The organism is Bradyrhizobium lablabi (assembly GCF_018129385.1).
Classification (GTDB): Bacteria; Pseudomonadota; Alphaproteobacteria; order Rhizobiales; family Xanthobacteraceae; genus Bradyrhizobium; species Bradyrhizobium lablabi_C.
Map to the genome: position 1 here is coordinate 171,996 of NZ_JAFCLN010000012.1, position 24,651 is coordinate 196,646.

Annotated in this window: 20 protein-coding genes; 8 read left to right on the forward strand and 12 right to left on the reverse strand. The window is 64.6% G+C overall.

The window, feature by feature from the left end; all coding sequences use genetic code 11:
• Positions 1-190: 190 nt before the first annotated feature.
• Positions 191-1,501, forward strand: a complete 1,311-nt coding sequence (locus tag JQ628_RS22220) for an alpha/beta hydrolase (protein WP_433996157.1) — start codon at positions 191-193, stop codon at positions 1,499-1,501.
• On the opposite strand, the gene JQ628_RS22225 is transcribed toward JQ628_RS22220, so the two are convergent.
• The 6 genes from JQ628_RS22225 to JQ628_RS22250 form a co-directional block, all read right to left on the reverse strand.
• Entirely contained in the window at positions 1,498-2,742 is a 1,245-nt protein-coding gene (locus tag JQ628_RS22225) for a metal ABC transporter permease (RefSeq protein WP_212225340.1), read from the reverse strand. The genes JQ628_RS22220 and JQ628_RS22225 overlap by 4 nt on opposite strands.
• On the reverse strand, positions 2,739-3,596 hold the full coding sequence (locus JQ628_RS22230) for a metal ABC transporter substrate-binding protein (RefSeq protein WP_212225342.1): 858 nt from the start codon (positions 3,594-3,596) through the stop codon (positions 2,739-2,741). The genes JQ628_RS22225 and JQ628_RS22230 overlap by 4 nt, the downstream gene beginning before the upstream one ends.
• Positions 3,597-3,613: 17 nt before the next feature.
• Entirely contained in the window at positions 3,614-4,750 is a 1,137-nt protein-coding gene (locus JQ628_RS22235) for an acetamidase/formamidase family protein (RefSeq protein WP_212225344.1), read from the reverse strand.
• 157 nt (positions 4,751-4,907) lie between these two features.
• On the reverse strand, positions 4,908-5,297 hold the full coding sequence (locus tag JQ628_RS22240; protein WP_212225386.1) for a hypothetical protein: 390 nt from the start codon (positions 5,295-5,297) through the stop codon (positions 4,908-4,910).
• Positions 5,298-5,428: 131 nt separating this feature from the next.
• Complete coding sequence (locus JQ628_RS22245) at positions 5,429-6,598, reverse strand: MFS transporter (protein ID WP_212225346.1); 1,170 nt, start codon at positions 6,596-6,598, stop codon at positions 5,429-5,431.
• Positions 6,599-6,649: 51 nt separating this feature from the next.
• Positions 6,650-7,894, reverse strand: a complete 1,245-nt coding sequence (locus JQ628_RS22250) for a hypothetical protein (protein WP_212225348.1) — start codon at positions 7,892-7,894, stop codon at positions 6,650-6,652.
• Between the two features lie 296 nt (positions 7,895-8,190).
• Between JQ628_RS22250 and thrS the strand changes: the two genes are divergently transcribed.
• The gene (gene thrS, locus JQ628_RS22255) at positions 8,191-10,212 is read left to right on the forward strand and encodes a threonine--tRNA ligase (protein WP_212225350.1); all 2,022 of its coding nucleotides are present in this window, start codon (positions 8,191-8,193) and stop codon (positions 10,210-10,212) included.
• Here the strand turns inward: thrS and JQ628_RS22260 are convergent.
• Complete coding sequence (locus JQ628_RS22260) at positions 10,209-11,204, reverse strand: hypothetical protein (RefSeq protein WP_349628104.1); 996 nt, start codon at positions 11,202-11,204, stop codon at positions 10,209-10,211. The genes thrS and JQ628_RS22260 overlap by 4 nt on opposite strands.
• Before the next feature lie 97 nt (positions 11,205-11,301).
• On the opposite strand from JQ628_RS22260, the gene JQ628_RS22265 reads away from it, so the two are divergent.
• The 3 genes from JQ628_RS22265 to JQ628_RS22275 all read left to right on the forward strand — a co-directional run bounded on the left by JQ628_RS22265 (position 11,302) and on the right by JQ628_RS22275 (position 15,331).
• Entirely contained in the window at positions 11,302-14,241 is a 2,940-nt protein-coding gene (locus JQ628_RS22265) for a hypothetical protein (protein WP_212225352.1), read from the forward strand.
• A gap of 38 nt (positions 14,242-14,279) precedes the next feature.
• Positions 14,280-14,666, forward strand: coding sequence for a hypothetical protein (locus JQ628_RS22270; RefSeq protein WP_212225353.1), 387 nt, complete (start codon positions 14,280-14,282; stop codon positions 14,664-14,666).
• A gap of 101 nt (positions 14,667-14,767) precedes the next feature.
• Complete coding sequence (locus JQ628_RS22275) at positions 14,768-15,331, forward strand: nitroreductase family protein (protein ID WP_212225355.1); 564 nt, start codon at positions 14,768-14,770, stop codon at positions 15,329-15,331.
• Between the two features lie 46 nt (positions 15,332-15,377).
• Here JQ628_RS22275 and JQ628_RS22280 read toward each other — a convergent pair whose 3' ends face one another.
• The 3 genes from JQ628_RS22280 to JQ628_RS22290 form a co-directional block, all read right to left on the reverse strand.
• A complete protein-coding gene (locus tag JQ628_RS22280) occupies positions 15,378-16,016 on the reverse strand; it encodes a hypothetical protein (protein WP_212225357.1) in 639 nt (212 codons plus the stop codon).
• A 163-nt stretch (positions 16,017-16,179) separates the two neighbouring features.
• Positions 16,180-18,663, reverse strand: a complete 2,484-nt coding sequence (locus JQ628_RS22285; protein ID WP_212225359.1) for a putative bifunctional diguanylate cyclase/phosphodiesterase — start codon at positions 18,661-18,663, stop codon at positions 16,180-16,182.
• A 240-nt stretch (positions 18,664-18,903) separates the two neighbouring features.
• The gene (locus tag JQ628_RS22290; RefSeq protein WP_212225388.1) at positions 18,904-20,010 is read right to left on the reverse strand and encodes a hypothetical protein; all 1,107 of its coding nucleotides are present in this window, start codon (positions 20,008-20,010) and stop codon (positions 18,904-18,906) included.
• A gap of 271 nt (positions 20,011-20,281) precedes the next feature.
• Between JQ628_RS22290 and JQ628_RS22295 the strand changes: the two genes are divergently transcribed.
• A complete protein-coding gene (locus tag JQ628_RS22295) occupies positions 20,282-21,316 on the forward strand; it encodes a patatin-like phospholipase family protein (RefSeq protein ID WP_212225389.1) in 1,035 nt (344 codons plus the stop codon).
• A gap of 106 nt (positions 21,317-21,422) precedes the next feature.
• On the opposite strand, the gene JQ628_RS22300 is transcribed toward JQ628_RS22295, so the two are convergent.
• Together JQ628_RS22300 and JQ628_RS22305 are read right to left on the reverse strand one after the other, a co-directional pair.
• Positions 21,423-21,851: a CBS domain-containing protein gene (locus tag JQ628_RS22300; RefSeq protein WP_212225361.1), complete on the reverse strand. Its 429-nt coding sequence runs from the start codon at positions 21,849-21,851 to the stop codon at positions 21,423-21,425.
• Between the two features lie 194 nt (positions 21,852-22,045).
• Complete coding sequence (locus JQ628_RS22305) at positions 22,046-22,786, reverse strand: rhomboid family intramembrane serine protease (protein ID WP_212225390.1); 741 nt, start codon at positions 22,784-22,786, stop codon at positions 22,046-22,048.
• 496 nt (positions 22,787-23,282) lie between these two features.
• Here JQ628_RS22305 and JQ628_RS22310 point away from each other — a divergent pair, with 496 nt between their 5' ends.
• Positions 23,283-23,837, forward strand: a complete 555-nt coding sequence (locus JQ628_RS22310) for a PAS domain-containing protein (protein WP_212225363.1) — start codon at positions 23,283-23,285, stop codon at positions 23,835-23,837.
• A gap of 63 nt (positions 23,838-23,900) precedes the next feature.
• A complete protein-coding gene (locus JQ628_RS22315) occupies positions 23,901-24,344 on the forward strand; it encodes a cupin domain-containing protein (RefSeq protein WP_212225366.1) in 444 nt (147 codons plus the stop codon).
• The last annotated feature ends 307 nt before the right edge of the window (positions 24,345-24,651 follow it).

The window sequence follows — 24,651 nt, forward strand, 5'->3', positions numbered from 1 at the left end:
ATACCAAAAATTCGTCCGCGGCGCCGGTACGAGTATCCGCGGCAATGCGAGCGCAACAAGGCGCTCTCACAATCAGGACACGATTCCGTGTTCAGTTCCCCGTTTCCGGACTGGGGAGTTTGTCCGGAATCTTAACGTCACCTAAACGCCGGCCGCTCCAACTTGGCCGCCGGTGGTTTTTGGGGGGTGGATGGTCGGAGCGGATCCGAATTCAACGGCGCATGATCGTGCGATCCAGGCGATGCCGCTTGGCGCCTTCTCGCGTACGCGCGCGATCCCGCTGTTCGCCGTTCTCATTCCCCTTTCCTTCGTGCTGGTCCAATGCGGCAAGGCGCCGCCGGCCGCCACGCTCGCCGCCAACGTTCATGCAACCGGCGGCGATAGTTTTGAAGACCGCTTCCCCGCCCCAAAGTTCAGCGATCGCTTCCCGAGCGAGGCCGAAAGCATCAAGTGGCCCTCGCGTGGCGATTCATTGCGCGGCGAGCCGCCGCGCCAGCGCATCGTGCGGACCGAGAAGATCACGCCGGATGCAGCGCCGGCGGCCTCGTCCATCCGCGTCGCCGCCTACGCGCCGACCACCTTGCCGCTGGAGCGCCAGCGCGAAGACCTGACCACGCTGGTCAGCATGAAATCCTCCGCCTTCCCCTATTTCGGCGACAACCCGCGGTCGGACTCGGCGTTCCTCAACGTCACCAAGGGTGACCGCAAAGGTCACCGCAGCTATTCCGGCAAGGTCTACTGGCAGGACGAGACCTATAACGACAGCCGCGTGCTGGTGCATGTCCCCGAGCATTTCGACGCGAAAAAGCCCGGCGTGATCGTGGTGTTCTTCCACGGCAATGGCGCAACGCTGGAGCGCGACGTGCGCGATCGCCAGTTGGTGCCGCAGCAGATTTCCGACTCCGGCGTCAACGCCGTGCTGCTGGCGCCCCAGATGGCCGTCGATGCCGCCGATTCCAGCGCCGGCAAATTCTGGCAGCCGAACGGCTTCAAGCGATTCATGGAGGAATCGACGAGCCACCTCGCCAAGCTCTATGGCGATCCGAATTCGGCAAAGGCCTTCGCCAACATGCCGATCGTGCTCGTCGGCTACAGCGGCGGCTTCCTGCCGACCGCCTGGAGCCTGGAAGTCGGCGGCATCACCAAGCGCGTCGCCGGCGTGATCCTGCTCGATGCCGTCTATGGCGAGCTCGACAAGTTCGCGTCCTGGATCGAGAACAACCGCACCGGCTTCTTCGTCAGCTCCTACACGCGCTACACCAAGCGCCGCGACCAGGAACTGATGGCGATGCTGCGCGAAAAGGGCATTTCCTATCGCGAGGACATGGACGGGCCGCTGCGCCCCGGCAGCGTCGTGTTCGTGCAGACGCGCGACGGCATCACCCATCGCAGTTACGTCACGCAGGCGTGGACGCAGCATCCGGTCAAGGACGTGCTGGTCAAGATGGCCGCGCCCTCTTCGACGCGGATCGCCAGCGCGCCGGCCGCTTCGAACCGCTAGGCCGCCCGCCGCCGTAGCAGCGCCCAAAGCCCCCAGATACCGATCGCGAGCAACGGCAAACCCAGCATGTAGCGCTGGCGCGCCCGCGCCTTGTCGTGAAGATGGCGCAGCACCAGCGCGTCTCCGGCCGAGATCTCGCCCTTGCCGGCAAGGTATTGCCGCAAGCGCTCGGCCTTCTCGCCATCCATCTCGACCTTGTTCCAGCGCACGTCCGCTTCGAGCGCGCGAAGACGTGTCAGCTCCTCCCTTGCGCGCGCGATCGATCCCAGCGTCTCGTCCCGCGTGGTACGCTCGCTCGCGCTCAGGAATGCCGTATGCAGCGGCGGCACCGCAGCTTCGATCGCATCGAGCCAGGGCTGATCCATCTGAGGAAAGGCAAGCAGCAGCGCCCCTGCGATAGCGGCAGCGCTACTTGCCAGCAGGCCCGATTTGCGCAGGGTCAGCCGGCGAAGCGCGAACGCGAGCGCCGCTAGCGCCATGGCGGCGCCGAACGCGGCGACCACGGCAGGGCCGGTCGGCAAGTCCCAGACCCAGGATGCAACGAGACCGCCTGCGGTCAAGGCGGCGCCCAGCACCCAACCGACGACAAGACGAACGACAAAGCCCGTTGCCAGCAGACCGGCCAGCGCCGCAGGCACGATCAGATAGCAGAAAACCAAGAGAACGCCGGCCACCCGCACCGACGAGGTCACGACCAGCGCAAAGCTGGCATAGAACAACGCGTCCCACAGCAGCAGGTGAGCATGCGGCATGTCCTGCGGGCGGAAGGAGGCCTGCATGATCGGCCGCCGCAGCAGAAGATGAAGCGCGCCGATCCCGGCATAGAGCGCCGCGAGGCCGGCTACTTCCTGCGGCGTCACCGTGAGGATCGTCCCCGCCAGCAATTGCTTGATGTGGTCGGCGCCCTGCGGCGCGCGGTCGAGCACCAGCACGCCAAGCGCCGCCGACACCGCATAGACGATGCCGATCACCGCCTCCTGCTGCAATGCTCCTTCATAGGGCCGTGCCAGCGCAACCAGCAGCGCGCCCACAATCGCAAAGCCGAATGCGTACCAATAGGCAGCGTCGCTTTGCACCGGGTGACCAGCAAGGATCGCCACCGCAAGTCCCAATGCCGCGACCTGCGCCAGCGAGAGGTCGACGAACACGACCTTCCGCGCCAGCACGTGCAGGCCGAAATAGACGTGGATGCCGGTGAGGACGAGGCCCGCCGCGAACGGCCAGAGTAAAAGCTCGGTCATTGCCCGGACTTCAGGGCTTGCGACAATCGCTGCACATTCTCCTCGAACAGGCCGATATAATCGCGTCCGGACGGCAGCAGCGTGACCGGCCTGACGCCGCCCTTGTCGGCGATCTGGCGAACCAGCGACGGATCGGAATGCGGGTCTGATATCAGCACGCGCACGTCCGAGCCGCGCAGGCGGTCGAGCAGCGCTGCAAGCTCGCCCGGCGACGGCGGAACGCCCGGATTGGGCTCCGCCGCTGCTACGATCCTGAGCCCGAAGCGTTCGGCGAAATAGCTCCAGCTATCATGGACCACCACGACGCGCGCCCCGCGATAGGGTGCAAGGACCCCTTCCCACGCGGCGAGCCGCTCCTCGAGGCGGGACAGGAAAGCTTCGCGCCTCGCCTCGAAGGCTGCGCGATCGGCCGGACTGAGATCGGCCAGCGCCGCAAGGATCGACGCCGTGATTGGCCAGGCATTTTTCGGATCGAGCCAATAATGCGTATTGCCGTAGGCGTGCGTATGCGCCTTGCGGGCAGTACGCAGCCGCGGTGTTTCGGTTTGCAGCAACGGCACGTCCCGGGACGCATCGACGACGGTTGCGGTAAGCGCGGGAAGCCGCGCGAGCCATGGCTCGTGGTCTAGTCCGATCCTGACCAGCATCGCCGCCTGCTTCACGCGCACCAGTTGGCCGGGCTTGATTTCCACTGAATGCGGATTCTGTTCCGGCTGGCCAAGGCTCTCGACCTCGACGCGATCGCCGCCCACCGCCTCCACCAGCGACTTCAGGTCCGGAGAGGTCGTAATGACCAGAAGCCGCTGCTGCGCCTGCGCAGACGGCGATGTGGCTGCAACAAGCGCAGCCAGCATCGCAAGAAAGACGCGTCTCAAGTTCGCGGCAGGTTGGTGAAGATCGACTTCGGTATCATGCAGTGCACGCCCTTGCGGACGTCCACGATCTGCGAGACCCGGCAGTCGCCGACCATAGAGACCAGACCATAGGCCTCATAGCGGCTCATCGGCACGAACTTCTGGGTGGAAAGCCAGTCGACGGCCTCGCGCACCGCATTGGTCATGGCGACGTTGAGGTCTTCGTTCAGCCCGACCGCGATCCAGTGCGTCCTGGTCTCGACGAACGGCCAGTTCAGCTTCATGTCCTTGCGAACGATCGGCTGGATCCTGATGTCCTTGTAGGAGCACTCCAGCGCCGTCAGGTTGACCTCGCCGTTGCCCTGGCGGCAATGCGAATCCCCCATCCAGATCAGCCCGCCCTTCAGGAAAACCGGGACATAGAGCGTCGAGCCTTCCTGGAGCTCGTTGATGTCCATGTTGGAGCCGTTTTTCCACGGACGAAGCGTCGAAACCGGCGCCATCTTGTCGTCCTTTACGCCGCCCTTGCGCGGGGACGGATCGTCGGGATCGATACCAACCGCGAGCGTGCCCGGGAACGGTTGCAGGTCGATGGTGATCCCCGGCTTGAACTCGACGGTTCGCTTCTCAAGGTCGATCGGAAAGAACTTGATGTAACCGTCAGGCATTTCGCTTGCGAGCGCCCCGATGGTCGGAAAATCCTTGCCCGGCAGGTTGAAGTTGACCGCCCACGGCTTCGGCTCGATGCGGAGAATACGGACTTCGAGCACGTCGCCCGGCTCAGCGCCGTTGACGTAGATCGGTCCGGTCATGGAATGCGGACCGCCGCCGGGATTGGCTTTGCGCAGGTCGACGGCCTGCTCGATCGTCATGCCCGGCTGAACCTTGTCGTGGGAATGCATCATGGTTTCGATGGAAACCGTGTCGCCGGAATCCACGGTCAGTCTCGGTTTCTCCTTGGGATCGAGCCAGCCCCACTGTACGGTGTCGAGCGTCGCGGCGAGACTGTGATGCTTGCCCGCCGCCACTTTCGGCGCCCAGTCGTGATTTCCTCGTGCGGGAGCCTGCTGTTGTTGCGCGATCACCGAGCTCGCCGCCAATACGCCCGCGGCAACGCCGGCAACAATCCATTTACGCGCGGAAGTCAGTTGCATGGAGACCTCCTTGTCGTTCGGGAAAATCCGATAGTGGCGGGCACGCAGAATGGCTGTCAAGCCTTGCGGCGATGCCGCAAAGGGCGACGGCTCGGCTGTCGCGCTGCATCATTCGAGGCACGTTGCGCGCGCGCCGGGGAGCGAGTTGGGTGCGCCCTTACGACGGCAGCTTCGGCAGTTTTTCGACAAAGCCGTTGAAGCAGGCCAGCCGCTCGTCTTCTTCCTTGAGACCGCTGCACTCCGTGACCGATTTTGCCGTCCCCGCCTTGGCATTCTGCTTGGCCTTCGGCTTCGGCGCGATCACCGCGTCGTAGCAGCTAAGCCGTTCCTTGCTGCCGTCGTCGATTTCGAGGCAGGCCTGTAGCTTCTGCGCCATCGACTTCGGTTTCTCCGGCGCCGCTTTGGATTTGGCCGCGGTCGCCGTGCCTTTCGGCTTGACCTGGACCAGCGGCTTGTCGCCGACCATCGGCGGGTCGGCGGGCGGGTTGCTCTGCGCGACGGCGGCGGCCGAATACAACACCGCGACAATCACCAGGATCTTTTTCATCTCCATTCGCTTTCGTTCTCGGGTCTTCTAAATCAAGGCGGCGTGTGGGCCGAATATGCTCTCGATTAAGGCTTATTGGCGAAGACTTGTCACGATGCGGCGCAGAAATTTGCGGCAAGGCGCCCCACGCCCTACCCGGCGGCCCGCCGCGGCCGGGTCAGCAGGATCACGGTCGCAAATGCCAGCGCGACAAAGGCCATGGCGACGAAGCCGGCCTCATGCAGCAGGCCGTGCGCGTACAAGGCGCCGCCGATGGCCGAACCGATGGCCTGCCCGATATAGAGCACGGAAGTGTTGAGCGACACCGAGGCCGACGCCAGCGGCGGCGCGGCGGCGACCAGGCGCACCTGCTGCATCGAATTGGTCGAGGCGAACCCCAGTCCCCAGATCACGACCGAGCAGGCCATCAAGGCATAGATGCCGGCGCTGAGCGCCCATCCGGCGACACCTGCGAACAGCAGCCCCGTGAACAGCACCGAGGTGCGGTAAGGCCCCCAGGAATCGACAATTTGGGTGGCAATGGCGACGCCGACGAAACCGAATGCGCCATAGAGCGAAAACACCAGCGCGATCGCATCGGCGCCGGCGCCCGTGAGTTTTGCAAGCAGCGGCCCCATGAAGGTGAAGATGACGAACTGGCCGGACATCTGTAGCGTCGTGATCAGCAGCAGCAGCAAGATCATCCGGTTGCGCGCGACGGTGGTCCAGGTCTTCAGATCGACCGGCGATGCAAACAAGCCGCCCGGCAGCCGCCATATCAGCAGCAGGAAACTCACGAATCCGAGGACGCCGATGCCGCCATAGGCCGCACGCCAGCCATAGCGGCTGGCCATGAAGGTGATGAGCGGCAGGCCGATCGCCGCGGCCAGCGACCAGCCGAGAAAGATATAGGCGATGGTCGAGCCGCGCTTTCGCTCCGGCACGATCAGCGCCCCGGTGCCGGCGGCCTGCGGCGTGTAGATCACGCCAACCGCGAGCATAAACATACGAATAGCAAGCAGGCTGCCGTAATCCGGTGCAAAGGCCGACGCGATATTGGTGAGCGCCAGCACGGCCAGCGTCGCCGCCAGCAGCCTGCGCCGCTCGATCCGGCTGGTCAGCCACGCCGTAACCGGCGAGCCCACGCACAACACGATCGCGCCGAAGGTGATGAGCAGCCCGGCGGTGCTGATGCTGACGCCGAGCCCGTCGGACAATTCCTTCAGCATCCCCGCGGGGCCGACCACCGAGCATCCGGTGACGACATTTCCGAGCATCAATGCAGTGGGAGCGAAGCGGCGGGCGGCGGGTGGATTTTGCATGCAGCCGCATGTAAGCCGCCCCGTCGGATAAGGAAAGAGCGCGGCCGGCGATTATTTCGGCGCCGCTTCGCTCACGCCAATGGTCTGCCGCGCAGGAGCGCTTTTCGGCGGCGGACAGGTTTCGATCAGGGAGTTCAGCGCACGGCCGAGCCCGTCATTGGAAAGCGTCGCCGTGCGAGCGAGCTGCCTGGCGCCCGCGGCCTGCGACATTTCGGTGAAGCTGAATTGCCCACTCGACATCAGCGACAGGATTTCCTCCTTGTTCAGGCGCAAGCCCCAGATCTCGAATCCCAGCAATCTTGCGGGCGGCGATTTGAAATAGCGCGCCGCCGAGGCAGCGTTCGAGACCGCCAGCGCCGGAAACACCGAGCCGCTCACGGCCGGACGCTGGAAGTCGAGCTCGAACTGGTCGGCATTGAAGCAGACAATCCGCCAGTGCGAGGTGCGCCAGGACCTGTCGGCCTCGTTGCGCTCGACGACCGCCTTGCGCGCCATGCTGCGGCCGCTGCTCTCAAAGGTCCATCCGGTCTCGACGAATTCGCGGCGGTCGATGCCGAAGCGCACGATCTCATCGCGCGTCAGCACATGCATGCTCTCGAATTTGATGGTGCGCGCGAGTTGCAGCAGGCCGATATCGGCGCCCATTTTCACAATATAGCTCGCCAGCATGCGGTCGGCACGCTCGGCGCCGCGCTGCGCCGCGGCCGCCCGCATCTCGGCGGTCGGCACGCCAACGCCGCGGAAATACACGATCACCTTTGGCGAATGCACCGCCAGCAGCGCATCGGCTGCGATCTCGCGCGTGGTCGCCCCCAGCATGAGATAAGGGCACGCCGAGTTGCAGGTCGCGCCGCGGGTGAAGAGATCGCCGTGCAGCTCTCGGCCCGAGAGCTTCAGCTTGATGCAGGCCTCGCTGTCCTGCGCCTCGAAGCCACACTCTTTCACCACCGTGTGTGCGACCCGGGCCACCGCGCGCCGTTCGCGCAGCATCGCGCCCATCGCGAGCGCCTGGTCGAGATTGCCGCCGGGCGAATTGAAATAGAGCGGCAGGCTGCGATTGCCGGTCCGTGCGAGGAATTTTTTGAAACGCAATGCGGCGGCCGAATCCACCTGCCCTTCGACCGCGATCCAGCTATCGCAGCCGCGCCCGCAGGCGTCCGGCGCGCCCTTGACGACGTAAAACGCCATCGGCGGCGCTGCCGCCTTGGGCGGCGCCGGCCGCGCCTTCGGTACGGCAGCCGAGGCCGACCCGCCGGAAAGGATGAGGATGGCAAGGAGAATGACGCGCCAGTGCATGGAAACCCAAGCGGTTGCGACCGGCCAAAACGCTAACAAGACGATTGCGGCAAGTCCATGCCGGGGCAAAAGGAGGTGCGGAATTTTACCTTGGTGTCCTTGAGTTACAACATGTGCATGACACCGGGCTTCAACGCGAAGGCGCTAATATCGGCCCCATATCGCCTGTAGGGACGCTGCCGGAAAACCGCCAATTTTTGAACACCGAGCGATTGCAACGTCCGAATCGCCTGCTATACCGCTTCGGTTCCCGCTTACCTGCGTTCGTTCGCAGGAGTGAGCCTCAGGAGACCAGAATGAGCGACTTCAAATACTCCCTCACGAATCTCAAGCCCGTCGAGCCCGTGCAGAAGATCACGATCACTTTCCCCGACGGCGCCAGGCGCGAATTCCCCAAAAGCACCACCGGCCTCGACATCGCCAAGGGCATTTCGCCCTCGCTCGCCAAGCGCACCGTGGCGATGGCGCTGGACGGCACCGTGGCCGATCTCACCGACCCGATCGAGGCCGATGCCAAGCTCGAGTTCATCGCCCGCGACGATGCGCGCGCGCTCGAGCTGATCCGGCATGACGCCGCACATGTGCTGGCGGAAGCGGTGCAATCGCTGTGGCCGGGCACCCAGGTCACCATCGGTCCCGTGATCGAGAACGGCTTCTATTACGACTTCTTCCGCAACGAGCCGTTCACGCCGGAAGATTTTGCCGCGATCGAGAAGAAGATGCGCGAGATCATCGCGCGCGATCAGCCCTTCACCAAGGAAGTGTGGGACCGCGAGAAGACCAAGCAGGTGTTCCGCGACAAGGGCGAGGCCTTCAAGGTCGAACTGGTCGACGCCATTCCAGGCGACGAGCCGATCAAGATCTATTTTCAGGGCGACTGGTTCGATCTCTGCCGCGGGCCGCACATGACCTCGACCGGCAAGGTCGGCAACGCGTTCAAGCTGATGAAGGTGGCGGGAGCCTATTGGCGCGGCGATTCCAATAACCCGATGCTGACGCGCATCTACGGCACGGCGTTCGCGAAACAGGAAGAGCTGGACGCTTACCTGAAACAGATCGAGGAAGCCGAAAAGCGCGACCATCGCAAGCTCGGCCGCGAGCTCGACCTGTTCCACTTCCAGGAGGAAGGCCCGGGCGTGGTGTTCTGGCACCCCAAGGGCTGGACCATCTTCCAGCAGTTGATCGCCTATATGCGCCGGCGGCTGACCGGCGACTACAGCGAGGTCAACGCGCCGCAGATCCTCGACAAGGTGCTGTGGGAGACGTCGGGTCACTGGGACTGGTACCGCGAAAACATGTTCGCGGCCCAGTCGGCCGGCGATGAGGCCGAGGACAAGCGCTGGTTTGCGCTCAAGCCGATGAACTGCCCGGGCCATGTGCAGATCTTCAAGCATGGCTTGAAGAGCTACCGCGACCTGCCCTTTCGGCTTGCCGAATTCGGCGTGGTGCACCGCTACGAGCCGTCAGGCGCGATGCACGGCCTGATGCGGGTGCGCGGTTTTACCCAGGACGATGCGCATGTGTTCTGCACGGAAGAGCAGCTTGCCGACGAGTGTCTCAAGATCAACGAGTTGATCCTGTCGACCTATGCCGATTTCGGCTTCACCGGCGAATTGACGGTAAAACTGTCGACGCGGCCGGAGAAGCGCGTCGGCACCGATGCGATGTGGGATCACGCCGAGCGCGTGATGGCGACCGTGCTGAGCCAGATCCAGTCGCAGAGCAACCAGATCAAGACCGCGATCAACCCGGGCGAAGGCGCGTTCTACGGGCCAAAGTTCGAATACGTGCTGCGCGACGCCATCGGCCGCGACTGGCAATGCGGCACCACGCAGGTCGACTTCAACCTGCCGGAGCGATTTGGCGCGTTCTACATCGATGCCGACGGCAGCAAGAAAGCGCCTGTCATGGTGCATCGCGCGATCTGCGGCTCGATGGAACGCTTCATCGGCATTTTGATCGAGCATTTTGCCGGCAATTTCCCGCTCTGGCTCGCGCCGGTGCAGGTGGTGGTGACGACCATCACCTCGGAGGGCGATGAATACGCGAAGGTGGTGGCGGCCGCGGCGCGCCGCGCCGGCCTGCGCGTCGAGATCGACCTGCGCAACGAAAAGATCAACTACAAGGTCCGCGAGCACTCGCTGGCAAAAATCCCGGCGTTGCTGGTGGTCGGCAAGAAGGAAGCCGAGACCCATTCAGTCTCGATCCGCCGCCTCGGCAGCGATGGGCAGAAGGTGATGCCGACCGATGAGGCGATCGCGGCTCTGGTCGATGAGGCGACGCCGCCGGACGTGAAGCGGGCGCGCGGCGCGGTCTAATTCTCTGACAACAATATCGCCGGGCGTGCGCGTGCCAGCGCGCGCTCGGCCTGCTCGGCGCCCTCGGCGAAGTAGAGGAACAGCCTCGCCCAAAAGATTTCCAGCCCGTCGCAGCCGCGCGGCAGCATGGTGACCTCGTTATTTGCCGCCCCGCCCCGCACGAGCAATTGCTCCGCCTCGGCGTCGCGCAGCAGCGTCAGCACATGCTTGCGCGAAACCGAGAAGGTTGTTGCGAGCGCGTTTATCGAAAGCGTTACCGGCTCGTTCACCGGCAAGGGCCCCTCCTCTCGTCCCGCCAATGCGAGACTGAACAGGATCAGCATCCCCGCGTTGCGTTCCGTAAACGGCCCGAGGCTCGGCTCGCTGTCGAGCAGTCGAAAGCCGGCGATGTATTTCTCGCCGAGCGCGAGCACGAGCTCCTTCAGGAAATCGGGATCGTCGCCGATCGCCGTGCGCCAGAAATCCGCGCGCGCCATCACGTTCCGCATCGCCTCGTAATGGCTGCCCCAGCGTTCGCGATGCAGCGCGAACAGCTTTTCTGTCGGCTCCAGCGGGCGGCGACGGCGATCGGAACTCTGTCCGCCGACAAAGAAGCCCCCGGCCCGCATCAAGGCCAGCATGGCCTCGCAGCGACCGCGGCTGCACAGATCGAGCTGGACGCAGATGTCCTTCATCGCGCCGACCGTCAGGCCGGCCTCACCCCGGTTCAAACCGCTGTAGTGGAGCAGCAGTGCGATATGCGCGAACACCGAGCGCGCACGATCGCTCATCAGCGCATTGAGCAGGCGGTCGGCACGATACATAGGGATTACGGCGCGCATGGCCTCGCGCACCGCGCGCGGAAACTGCGGGTGGCTGCGCAATTGTGCGATGGCAGCAGGAGAATAGTTCGGTGTCCGGTCGGACATCACTTCAAGAGCAGGCACTTTACGGAGCACGTACAGTTCACCCGATGTGTTAACAATCCACCCAAATTTCCACAATTGCACCACGCGCAAGCCTCTCGGACATATGCCCCAAACATGGGGGATCGAGGTGACGCGCGGTCAGACGAGTCAGAAACCAGCAGCGGGAACTTTTACGCCATTGATGAAGCTTGCTGCGGTTTCATGCGTTGCGGCAGCCATCCTCGCGGCGGTGATCGCGGTTCCCGGTGTTGCACGGGCGCAAGCCACTTGCGACCAATCCTCGGGAGGCGCCACGGTCGGTGCCAGCGGCGCATTTGCATGCGGCGATCAGGCCGCGGCCACGGGTACCAACAGCTCGGCCTTCGGCACACAGGCGAGCGCTACCGTTTCCGGTGCCGTCGCGGTCGGGTTCCAGAGCAACGCCACCCAAACCAATGCGGTCGCCATCGGTGCGGGCAGCGACGCCACCGCGATCAGCAGCACCGCGGTCGGCGCCAATGCCAACGCCAGCGGCAATCAGGCCTCGGCCTTCGGCACCGGCAGTGCCGCATCTAATTTCCAGGCTTCGGCGTTTGGCGCCTCGAGCAATGCAAGCGGCGCGCAGTCGTCGGCCTTCGGCGCCGGCAGCACGGCCAGCGCCGACCTGTCATCCGCGTTCGGTGCCGCCAGCACGGCCAGCGGAGGCGCGGCGTCGGCGTTCGGTGTCCTCAGCAGCGCGGCTTTCCAGGGATCGGTGTTCGGATACAATGCGGTCTCGACGGCAGTGGGCGGATCGGCCTTCGGCACCCAAGCGCTCGCCGGCGGCGATTATGCCGTTGCCACCGGCCAGAACGCGCAGGCCAATGCCGCCAATTCGATCGCGATCGGCGGTGCCGCGTCGAGCGGCGCCGGCAATGCCGCCTTCGTCGATGCCGCGGCCTACAACGGCATTGCCATCGGCAGCGGCGCGCAGATCGGCGCGAATGCCAATAACGGCATCGCCTTTGGCTTCACTGCCCATGCGGCCGGCACCAGCAGCATCGCCGTCGGTCTCAATGCGGATTCGGGCGGCAGCTTCGGCAATGCCGCGACGCTTGCGATCGGCGCGAATGCACAGGCCGGTGGCACCGCTGCCGGCCAGTCCGGAGCCGCCGCGGTCGGCACGCTGGCGAAAGCCAACGGCACCAACGCCGCCGCGTTCGGTTACGACGCCCAGGTCTCGGCCGACCATGCCGTCGGCATCGGCGGGCTGAGTCGCGCCATCGCGGTTGACGCAACGGCGGTGGGCTACGGTTCGTACGCCGGCGGAGACTCCTCGACCGCACTCGGGCGGTCAAGCCAGGCAACGCAAGCCTACAGCACGGCAGTCGGTTACAATGCGCGCGCAAATGGCGCCGCCAGTGTGGCGATCGGCTCCAACACCGTTGCCACTTCGGACAGTTCGGTCGCGCTCGGCGATGGCAGCCAGGCGCGCGTCGGGGGTGTTGCAGTCGGACATGTTGCCCAGGCTTTCGGCGACAACTCGACCGCCGTCGGCGAAGGCGCAGCGGCGCACGGCCTGCAAGGTTCGGCGTATGGCTACTCCAGCATCGCGAGCGGCCAATACTCGGCTGCCTTCGGCACCAATGCTCAGGCCAGTTCAACAAACACTTCCGCCTACGGGGCCGCCGCCCGCGCCACCGGTAGTTTCGCATCGGCGTTCGGCAGTGGTGCGCTTGCCACAGCCACGAATTCGGTGGCGATCGGTGCAAATTCGCTTGCCAACGTCGCCAACACCGTATCGATCGGCTCGGCCGGCAACGAGCGCAAGCTTGTCAATCTCGCCGCCGGAAATATCACTTCGAGCTCCACCGACGGCGTCAACGGCAGCCAGCTCTACACCGCCAACCAGCGGGTGGCCGCCGCGTTCGGCACCACGCTCGACGCCGGCGGCCAGATCGTCGCGCCGAGCTATACGATCCAGGGCGTGGCTTACAACAATGTCGGCAGCGCTTTCGGCGCGGTGAACACTGCGCTCGGCTCGATCAACACAACCGTGACGGCAAATACCAACGATATCGCCAACCTGCAGAACCAGGTGAATAACGGCTCGATCGGTCTCGTACAGCAGAACAGCACGACCCGTGCGATCACCGTTGGCGCCGGCACCGACGGCACGGTCGTGAACATGGCAGGTACCGCGGGCAACCGCACCGTCACCGGTGTCGCCGCCGGCGCCCTCACCGCGACCAGCACCGATGCCGTCAATGGCAGCCAGCTCTATGCCACCAACCAGGCCGTCGCCAATTTGAGCGGACAGGTCGCCTCCAATACCAGCGACATCGCAGCGCTCAATGGGCAAGTCACCGCCAACACCAGCAATATCGCCACCCTGAGTTCCACCGTCGCCGGCATGGCGCAGACCTCGCAATACATGAAGGTGAACAGCAGCGGCACCACCGCCAATGCCTCCGGCACCGATGCAATCGCGATCGGCGGCAATTCGCAGGCGACCCAGTCGGGCGCCATCGCCATCGGCCTGAACTCTGCCTCTACGGGCACCAACGCCATCGCGATCGGCACCGGCGCCGTCGCCACGGGTTCGGTCGCCATCGGTGCGGCTGCTTCGGCCGCCAATGGCGGCGCCGCCTTCGGCGACGGTGCGGTGGCGACCGGTAACAATGCGGCCGCGCTTGGCACCAGCGCGTCGGCCACCGCCGCCAATTCTGTAGCGATCGGTTCGGGCTCGACCAACACCGTCGCCAATACGGTCTCGTTCGGCTCCAGCGGCAACGAGCGGCGGCTAACCAATGTCGCGGCGGGCATCAACCAAACGGACGCGGTCAATGTCGGGCAATTGCAGTCGACCGTCGCAGGATTCCAGTCACAGATCGGCGGCCTGCAGAACCAGATTTTCGACAATCAGCGCGAAGCCCGGCGCGGCATCGTCGCCGCCGTCGCCGTGGCGCCCGTGCTGATGCCGTCGGCCCCCGGCAAGACCACGGTTGCCGTGAACAGCGGCTATTACCGCGGCGAAACCGGCGTCGGTATCGGCGTGTCGCACCGGCTGAATCTCAGCCTGCCGACCGTCGTGTATGGCAGCTATTCCAACGGCGGCGGAGCCGAGCATATCGGCCGGGCGGGGATGGCGGTCGAGTTCTGATTTGGTTAGAAGCGCGAATGCTTCGAGTTCAGGATACGATGACCGACATGCTTGTTGCCGCCTTCCGATGCGCCGGGCCGGCGGCGTTGATCGCGACAATCTGGGCCGGCCCTGCCCGCGCCCAGCAGGCACCGGCCCAGCCGCCGCAACAGCAGTTCCAGCCGTCCGGCGATTGGGCGAAGCTGCCGAAGATGATTCTGGAGCGGCAGTTCGCGGGCCCGTTGCAGGACACCGTGATCCAGCGGTTGCGCGATCCCGTCGATGGGACGATCTGTTATCTCTACCTGCCGATCTCGGCGCCGCATTCGCCGACCACGTCGACCGGCTTCGTCCAGTACGGTCCCAACACCATCGGCAGCATCAACTGCATGCCGGGCCTACCTGCCGCGCCGGCGGCGGCTCGCAGGAAGCAGGCGTCACCGTAGCTGGATGTGGATAGTCTGGAGACGTCCTAAACGCGCCGACCTTGCTATCGCCTTACGGATGCAGATATCTGCTGCAAAGCCAGCGAAACCACGGAATTTCCATGCCTGACGCGATTGAACTCCTGAAGACCCGCCGCTCGATGAAGCCGCGCGAGATGACGGGTCCCGGCCCCTCGCCCGCCGACCTGGACACCATCCTCACGATCGGCGCGCGGGTGCCCGACCACGGCAAGCTGGTGCCCTGGCGCTTCATCGTGTTCGAGGGCGATGCGCGCGTCCGCGCCGGCGAGGTGATTGCAACGGTGTTTGCGAAGAAGAACCCGGGCGCACCCGCCTCCGACATCGAGGTCGAAAAGCGCCGCCTCACCGATGCACCGCTGGTGATCGGCGTCGTCAGTTTTACAAAGCCGCATCCCAAGGTCCCGCCGTGGGAGCAGGAACTTTCCGCAGGCGCGAGCGCGATGAATATCGTGACCGCGGCGACTGCGCTCGGCTACGGCGCCTGCTGGCTGACCGGATGGTTCGTCTTCGACCGCGACGTGCTGGATGGTTTCGGCCTGAAGCCGGACGAAAAGCTCGTTGGCCTCATCCATATCGGCAACGTTACCAAGCCTAGCGAAGACCGCCCTCGCCCGGCACTGTCCGATATCGTGACACGGTTCTAGCTCCTCATCCCGAGGTCGCCTTCGATTTCAGCTAACCAATGTTTCGTCATGGCTTGGCTCCGATCTTGATATGGATCGCATTGGCGCTTGCTTCATTGTCCGGAATCTGTTTCGCGAAGACGGTCAATCCCTCATTCCGCAGGGCGCGCAAAAGAACGTTGGCTGGCTTGCCAGCCGCTCCCCAATCCGACTGTCGCGAGTCGGCGATCTCCACTTCGAACCCCTTGAACACGGCGAAACCGGCCGCAGGCTCTCCTGGCGGGACATATCCAGAGCCGCTTGCAACTGCCTGTCTCTTCCAGCCGGCGGCATGAAGCGCCTTCCCGATATCGCCCATCAAGGCAACAGCTTCAGGGTCAAGGTTGACCGAGAAATTGAACGGAGTGCCAGGAAACTCCTTGAGGGCATCGGCTAGCCGTTGTTGGGATGCGGGGCCGATCGTCCTCGGGCTATCGGCCCAATATGCCAGAGCGACGCCAGCCAGGACGAAAACGGCAAATGTGACCGCCAGTCTTCGCTCCCAGGCGCCTTTTGAAATCTTGAAAACCAGAATAGCAACTTCGCCGCTCAACCCTATCAGCAGCAATATCTCCCCGATCTCTCTAAGCCAGCTGAAGAGGACCAGGGAAAAAGCGGGCGCATGTAACATCACGCTCTCCAGGCCGCAGGCTGCCAAGCGGATCATGAGCCCGCATCATGCGCAGCCGCGGGATACGACGTCAAACGCCCAGACCTACGCGACAGGAGATTAACAAGTCGCTACCGTGGTCGTCCGGAAGTGAGCGGAAATCTGTCATCGGGCAGGCATTGGCGCGACCCGCTGGCTTGGCGGGAACGGCAGGGAGACGTTACGCCGCCTTCGACTGGCGCTGGCCGAATTTCGTGAGCAGCGCCTCGATCTCGCCGGCCGGTTTTGCCGCGCTGAACAGAAAGCCCTGCACTTCGTTGCAGCCTTCGGCGCGCAGCCAGTCGAGCTGGTCGGTGGTCTCGACGCCTTCGGCCGTGGTGGTGATATTGAGGCTGCGGCCAAGGCCGGAGATGGCGCGCACGATCGCAACGCAATCGGTGCGCTCCGCCAGATCCTTGACGAAGGAACGGTCGATCTTGATCTTGTCGAAGGGAAAGCTGCGCAGGTAGCTCAGGCTGGAATAGCCGGTGCCGAAATCGTCCATCGAGATGCTGACGCCGAGCTCGCGGAGCTGATGCAGCGTCGCGACATTGGCTTCGGTCTCCGCCAAAAACACCGACTCGGTGATCTCGAGCTCGAGCCGCCGCGGTGACAGGCCGGAATGCGCCAGCGCCGAAATGACGGCCTGGACCAGATTGCGGCTGCGGAACTGCACTGGCGAGAGGTTGACGGCCACCTTGATGCCATCAGGCCATTTCGCAGCCTCGGTGCAGGCCTCGCGCAGCACCCATTCACCGAGCGCCACGATCAGTCCGATGTCCTCGGCGACCGGGATGAACTCGGCGGGCGAGATCATGCCCTTGTCGGGGTGACGCCAGCGCAGCAGCGATTCAAAGCCGCTGACGCGCTCGGCGGCGATGTCGACCAGCGGCTGGTAATGCAGCTCGAATTCGCCATTGGCGAAAGCGCGACGCAGGTCCATTTCCATGTCGCGGCGCTTCTGGGCCTGCCGGTCCATCTCGCGCTCGAAGAAGCGGTGCACGCCGCCGCCGTCCGACTTGGCGCGGTACAGCGCCATGTCGGCATTGCGCATCAACTCCTCCGCCGTCGTGCCGTCGCCGGGCGAGAGCGCGATGCCGATGCTGGCGCCGACGATGACTTCGACGCCGTCGATGTCGTAGTGCGCGCTCAAGGTCTTGATCAGCCGGTCGGCAAAGTCGCTCGCCTCGTTCGGCGAGACATCGGCCGCGAGCACCACCGCGAACTCGTCGCCGCCGAGGCGCGCCGCGAGGTTATCGCCGCGGACCTCGGCCTTGAGCCGCTCGGCCACCACCTTGAGGAGGCGGTCGCCCATCGGATGACCGAAGGAATCGTTGACGTTCTTGAACAGGTCGAGATCGACGCACAGCACCGCAACCCGCTTGTTGGCGGGCGCACTGCGCTCCAGCGCTTCGCGCAGTCGATCCTGATAGAAATCGCGGTTCGGCAAATTGGTCAGGCCGTCGTGATGCGCCATATGCGCAATCCGCGCCTCGGCCTTGCGGCGCTCGGTGATGTCGACCACGGCCACTAGATAGCCGTCACGGCCGTCGAACGCGACGCGACGCCCGACTGTCAGCACGTGGATCTCGCTGCCATCGGCCTTGATGTGCCGCCAGTCGCGGTGGGAATTATAGACATCGCCAACCTGCTGAAGCGCCTTGCCGTGGGTGACCCATTCGTCCTCCGGCCAGATTTCTTGCAGTTTCATGCGCAGGAAGGTGTCCCGGCTGTAGCCGTAATGCTGGACCGCGGCATCGTTGACGCCGAGGAATTCCGTCGTCTGCGCATCGAACACCCACATCGGCATCGGGTTGTTGTCGAACAGCAGGCGGAACGAGGCCTCGCGCCGCTTGAGCGCGGTGACATCGGAAACCGTCAGCGAGAGCATGTCGCCGAAGGCGGTGGCCCCGACCTTGAGGCTGCGGTCCTCACAATCGACCTCGAATTGCCCGCCCTTGCCGCTGACGACGACTTCGCGCAGACGGTCGATCACGTCGGACGTCGCCAGCACGTTGCCGCCGGCGCTGAGACGGCGCCACATCAGGCCAGCGGCAGGCTGCTGGACCAGCCGGGCCGCGCCCTCGTTGAGGTGGACGATCTGGAAATCGAACGGCGTACCCGCGGCGTCCCGGATCGCCGCCAGCGACAGCACGCCGTCGTCGGTCGCGGAGAAGATCGTATCGAGCAGATTGTATTGCGCGTCGCGCTCGTTGACATAGGCGCCGACCAGCGTGCCGCCCCAGCGCGACTGCGTCGGCAGCGCCAGCACGTCATAGGTCCGCACCAGCCCGTTGCGCACGCAATGGGCCGTCGCAACATAGGGCCGGCTGTTGGCGAGCGCGTTGGCGGCAGCTTCCCCGATCGCGGTGGCGCAATCCGGCGGCAACGCGCTCAAGGGAATGTCCCAGCGCTCGTCATTGATCCATTGCTGGAAATAGCGGCCGGTGCGCGAGACGCCGAGCGCTCCATCGGTGTCCTTCAACAGCCCGATGTGGTCGGCAAGGCGGCCAAGGCTGCCCAGCATGACGTCTTCATAGCGCGGCAGACGGTCACCCGGCTTCAGCGCCGCCTGCCATTTGCGCCGCAGGACCGGAACGTCGCCGAACATTTCGAGACTGGATTTGGTTGACGAATTCTTCGACGCCTTCTTGGCCAAATTCATTGGCTTTCCCCGCAACGCAACGCTCACGCCCGCGGCATCCAATGCGTTGCGGCTTAAGGCCCTGTAAAAATTGCCGGGGTGGTACGCCGTTCCGGCGATTATGACAGTTTAAAGTCGCGCGATGGTTAGTGCGCTTTAGGGACTATGACAGTGTTGAACACTGCGAGTTTCGCAACTGCCTTTATGTTTGACGCGTTTTCTTTACGCGAACCGGTACCCACTTCGCTCGAAAACGCTATGTCAACGCGCAACCACCTCGACTTCGCCGTCGACACCGTTGACGACGTTGAACGGGCGCTCAAACACCTTGCCTTCATTCTTGGCAATCGCGCGGTATTCGCCTTCGGACAGCACCACACGCGGGAAGGCGCCGATCGATTCCTTGATGACGTCGCCGCCCGGCGTGATCACCGACCATGCGGTATTGGCGAGCGCCTCGCCGCCGCGATCGGAGACAAGCTTCAGCGTGATGACCGCGGCGCGATGGGTGATGACGACGTCCGTCAGCTTGCCGGCCTGGACGCGGATGTCGGAGCGTACCACGGAATTGGCATCGCCGTAGTTCGACACGATGTAGTAGATGCCTTCCGGCAGCAGCGCGACGTCGCCGCCGGCGACGTTCGGGAGCAGTGACGAACGTTCGCCGGATTCGAACTGGCTGCCCTTGTAGATCGCGAACGAAATCTGGTTCGGCGGGATCTTGCTGGTGCCGACCCGGCCTTCGATGCGAAGCCCGCCGGCCGGCAGCACGAACGACTCGCGGTCGGTTTCGGATTTCAGCGTCACCGCGCGCGTGGCGCTGACGAGGCCGAGCGCGACATGCACCACGTAACTGCCGGGCGGCAGCACGATGTTCGGCGTTGCGCCGCGCTCCTCTCGGATCAGCTTGAAGGTGCCGTTTTCGTCCGGCTTGTCCGCGAACACGCGCCAGACCAGTCCGTTACCGATGGGCGGCCCGTCCTTGGCGTAGCGCGCGGTCAGCGCCAACACGGCCTGCCCCGGCGCCGCGGCAGCCGGCGGCGGCGCAGCCGGGGGCGTGTTGGCCAGCGGCGATGGCTGGGTGAGCGTCGGCTGCGCCAGGATCGGCGGGCTCAGCGTCGGCTGGGTCAGGGTCGGCGGTAGCCCCGGTCCGGCTCCCGGACCGGAGGGCGGCGCCAGATTCATCGCCGGTCCACCCGGCGGCGCGTCGGGAACCGAGGCCGGCGGCACCGGCGGCGGACGGTCGGAAAACATCTGGGCCGAAACGGAAGCCGGCAACAATCCGGCCAAAATCAGGACAAGCGCCAGCGCCGGAAGAGACCACCTGCCCCGCCCGCACCCGCCTGACCCGTCGCCCGTCAAACCCATGGGCATGCTTTTCACCGAAAACGCGGCAAATTCAAGCCTGCGTGAGACGGCTAAATCAGGTCTTTGGAAACCCGCGAATGCCCCAATCTTAGTCAAAATAGGCTGCCCCGGATGTGCCGATCGAAGTGCCCTCGACTTGCGTCCCTCCCTTCTTACCCCCGGTCCAACCGATTCCATCGGGCATAAACCATGCATCCGCGCTGAGGTGGCGGGGCGGAGCGGCTATGCGTAATGTTGCCCGAGCAGGAGAAATCTGGTGCTGAATAGCTGGATGAGCCGCGGTCAGAACGACGCCCAGGAAGACGGCAAGGTTGGACTTGGCACCGTCCGGCGGCCGGTGATCGGGCTTGCGCTCGGCGGCGGCGCCGCGCGCGGCTTTGCCCATATCGGAATCATCAAGGCGCTGGTTGCCCACGGCATCGTGCCCAACATCGTGGTCGGCACCTCGATCGGCGCGGTGGTCGGCGGCGCCTATGCGGCGGGCCATCTCGACGCACTGGAGGATTGGGCCCGCAGCCTCCAGCCGCGCAACATCCTCGGCTATCTCGACATCCGTCTCAATGGCAGCGGCCTGATCGGCGGCGCCAAACTTGCGGCCGAGCTCGAGGCCGCGATGGGGCAAATCCTGATCGAGGATTTGCCGATCAAGTACGGCACGGTGGCGACCGAAGTTCGCACCGGGCATGAGATCTGGCTGACTCACGGCCGGCTGGTGGAGGCGATGCGCGCCTCCTACGCGCTGCCGGGAATTTTTTCGCCGGTCCTGGTCGGCGACCGCTGGCTGGTCGACGGCGCGCTGGTCAACCCGGTGCCGGTATCGGCGGCGCGCGCCTTTGGCGCCGAGATCGTGATCGCGGCCAACGTCTCCAGCGACGTGTTCGCGCATGGCACCACCGTCTATTCCCACGGCCCCTCCGCGGCCGTCGCGGCGACCATCGCACAGGAGCCCGCGCCTGAACCGGTAGCACCGCCAAAGCGCCGTTTTGGCGGGCTGTTTTCGGCCGAGCGCACCGTGAAGCGGGAGTTTTTCGGCAGCGCCGGACGGCCCGGGATCTCATCGATCATGGTCGACGCCTTCAACATCATGCAGGACCGCATTACGCGCGCGAGACTGGCGGGCGATCCGCCTGACATGCTGATCACGCCCCGGGTCGGCCAGGTCGGCTGGTTCGATTTCCACCGCGCCGACGATCTGATCACGCACGGCATGCGCGCCGCTGAACGGGCGATCGATTCGATCCAGGAAGCCATTCACATCCTGGTGCCGCCCGCGAACGGCGCCGCCGACAAGGCGGAGAAGGAATGACTCTTTCTATTTGAGCATGATCTCCGCGCAAACGCTACGCGTTTGTCGCGAGGGAAAACCGGTGCCCACTTTGCGCTAACGCGGCCCTCCGGGTCCGGATCATGCTCTAAGCCGTCTTGATGTACTCGCGCAGCGCTTCCTGCTCTCGCTCGTATTCCTGCACGCGGCTCTTGACGATGTCGCCGATGGAGATCAGTCCGACCACCTTGCCCTCCTCCACCACGGGCAGGTGACGGAATTTGCCGAGCGTCATCATCTCCATGATGGCGCTGACGGTGTCGGACTGCCGGCAACTGACGACCTTGCGCGTCATCACCTTGCTGACCGGCTCATCCAGCACCGCCGCGCCGCGCTCGCCGAGCACGCGCACGATGTCGCGCTCCGACAGGATGCCTTCCATGCGGCCCTGGTCCATCACCAGCACGGCGCCGATCCTGCGCTCGCCCAACACCTTGATCGCAGCCGACAGTTTTGCGTCCGGCGGCACGCTGGCGATCTGATGGCCTTTGGAATCGAGAATTGCTCGTACCGTCATTGTCGCCTCCTGAACCGATCGCGTCCAAAAAGGGCGCGACCTCTATTCGCGAGCCTTCAATCAACAGGTCCACGGCGGTTTCGTTTCCGTCCGGGGCGGAACAAACACGGCAGCTTTTCGCAACTGCGCTGTATTGCTTGCGTCACGGCAACCAGGGGATGATCGCTGAAATCGCGCTGCGCCGCAAGCGACGATCAGACGCGGCCCTGTTCGTCCCATGACGATGCATCCGCGGCATGGCGCGGGGCGCGCGGGATCGGGTCGAACAGCGAAAACAGCAGCAATCCTGCCAGGAAACCGCCGATATGCGCCTGCCAAGCGACACTCTGGCCGTCGGCGCCGATCGCGATCGAGCCCATGCCGAAGATGATGTTGATGCCGAACCACACTGCGAGAAAGCCGAGCACGCGGGTGTTGCGTAGCGAGCCCAGCAAGGACAGCGCCGGCACCCTTGCCGCGGCCTCCGCATCGCCGCGCCGGAACGAGAGGAAACTGCCTTGCACGAAGGCAAAGCGCAGCGCCGCCGCCATGGTGCCCGACACCGAGGCTGACGCCCCGATCATCGGCGCGATCGCGTGCTCGTGGGTGACCAGATGGGCGAGTGCGCCCGCCGCCGCCGTCACCGCCATGAAGACAAAAAACCGCATCGGGCCAAAGCGCCGCGCCAGCGCGCTGCCGAACGGCAACAGCCACAGCACATTGAAGCCGAGATGGCTGAGATTGGCATGCAGCAGCGAATAGGTGACGAAGGTCCAGACCTTGGCGCCGGCTCCGCCCGGAAAATGGATCTGAAGCAGCGTCGAATCGTAGCGCTTGGGAATGAAGGCGAAGACGTCGATGATCCAGTTGTCGACTTCCGGCGGCAACAGCACTCGCAGATGGACGACCGCCAGCAGCGCGATATAGGCGGTCAGCGCGCCGGGCAGCGTCAGCATCGGCTCGTGCGGCGCCTCGGGCGGCGATTGCTGTTGGTATTCCGAGCCTTCCAAGGGGATTTTGACCTCGCGCGGCAGCGTTCTGCGCCTGACGAGTCCAGATAGGCGGCTTTGGGTAGCCTGTGCAAGTGCACAAAAACGACAAAGGGCGGGTGCTGAGAACACCCGCCCTTGTTCCGCTGATCTTCTCGCGCTCCCGGGGGGCGATCCCCACCCCTCCCCGCGCGATGACCAAACTGTTTGACGCCACCTGTATCAACTTCGCCGGCAACCTGGAGACAACCGGCGACGGGCCAGACACTAGCAGCCGCGCGTCCGCCGCCAAGCCCATAGTTAAATTTACCTTAACACCGCAAAGTCGAAGCTTCCGGCCCGAAAGCGCGCCTGCGGCATGGACGCTGCAACGTCCCTTCTGCACAACAACGACGGGAAGGCGCTTGCGCGAAAGCGGGACAGAACTGTCCCGGCAGGTGCGGGTCGGGGCAAGGCGTAGCGTATGAAACATCCATCGAGCCGCGGGTTTTTCGCCTATTGGGACAAGAAGCGGGGCAACGCGCGGGCCCCGGACCGCAGCGAGATCGAGCCGTCCGCCGTGCGCGAGCTGCTCGGCGACATTTTTGTGCTGTCCTACGACCATGAGGCCAGCTTTCCCTTCCGCGTCGCGGGAACGCGGGTCTGCGCCCTGCTCGGCCGCGATCTCAAGGACGTCGGCTTTACCGGGCTGTTCGCAGCCGGCGGCCGCCGCGAGATCGAGGACATTGTCTGCGTGGTCGCGGAAGAAATGCTGCCCGCAATCGCCGGCATCAGCGCGACATCGCAGGATGGCTCGACAGCGCATCTGGAACTGCTCTTGCTGCCGTTCAACACCCGCGCGCATGCACCGGTCAGCCTGACCGGCGTGCTGGCGCCGTTCGAAGGCGATGCCGCCCTGCTCCGCGATTTCCGGCTGACCTCCTATCGCTATATCCACCAGCCGCAACGGATCGTGCCGCGCGCACTGCGAAAGCTCGCGATCGCCCGCGGTTTCATGGTGTACGAGGGTCTGCGCTAGAGGCTGGCGCAGCCCCTCATCCCTGCTAGACTGCGCAAAAATAACACCGCAGGGAGAACCGCCATGGACGCCGTGACGCCAAAGGCTCACGCCACCGCCGATACCCACTCGCATCTCGTGCGCCCCACCGAGATGGAATGGCAGAAGACGCGTTTTCCCGGCTGCGAAGCCAAGACGCTTTTGTTCGACCGCACCACCGGCCTGATGACCGCCTTGATGCGCTTTGCGCCGGGCGCGGTCCTGCCCGACCATGAGCACGTCAATATCGAGCAGACTTATGTGCTGGAAGGCTCGCTGGTCGACAAGGAAGGCCCGGCGGAAGGCATCGAGTGCAAGGCCGGCGAATTCATCTGGCGCGAGGCCGGCAGCCGCCATGTCGCCTGGTGTCCGCAAGGCGGATTGATGCTCGCGATCTTCCAGGTGCCCAACAAGTTCTTCGAAGCCGACGGCCGCGTGCGGGACGCCAACGGCAATGACTGGGACGAGGCCTGGGGGCATACGCGCTAGGCGTTGGCGGGCGCAACTGTAGCGCCATCCCGAAGTCGTCATCCCCGCGAAGGCGGGGATCCAGTACGCCGCGGCTTCTCGGTTCAATCACTGCGGCCTCTGGAATACTGGATCATCCGCCTTCGCGGATGATGACGGGTGAGTGTGCGGCTACGTTCTCGCGACATCATCTGCCCGAGCTTTGCAATCTCGTTGTCCCTCTTCAAAACAGAGGGAGCAGGGAATGCCGGGTGCGCGCTGCACCCGCGGTCTCGTGTGCGCTGCTTGCGCAACAAAAAACTGCACACGAGCATACAGGTGAGCGGAG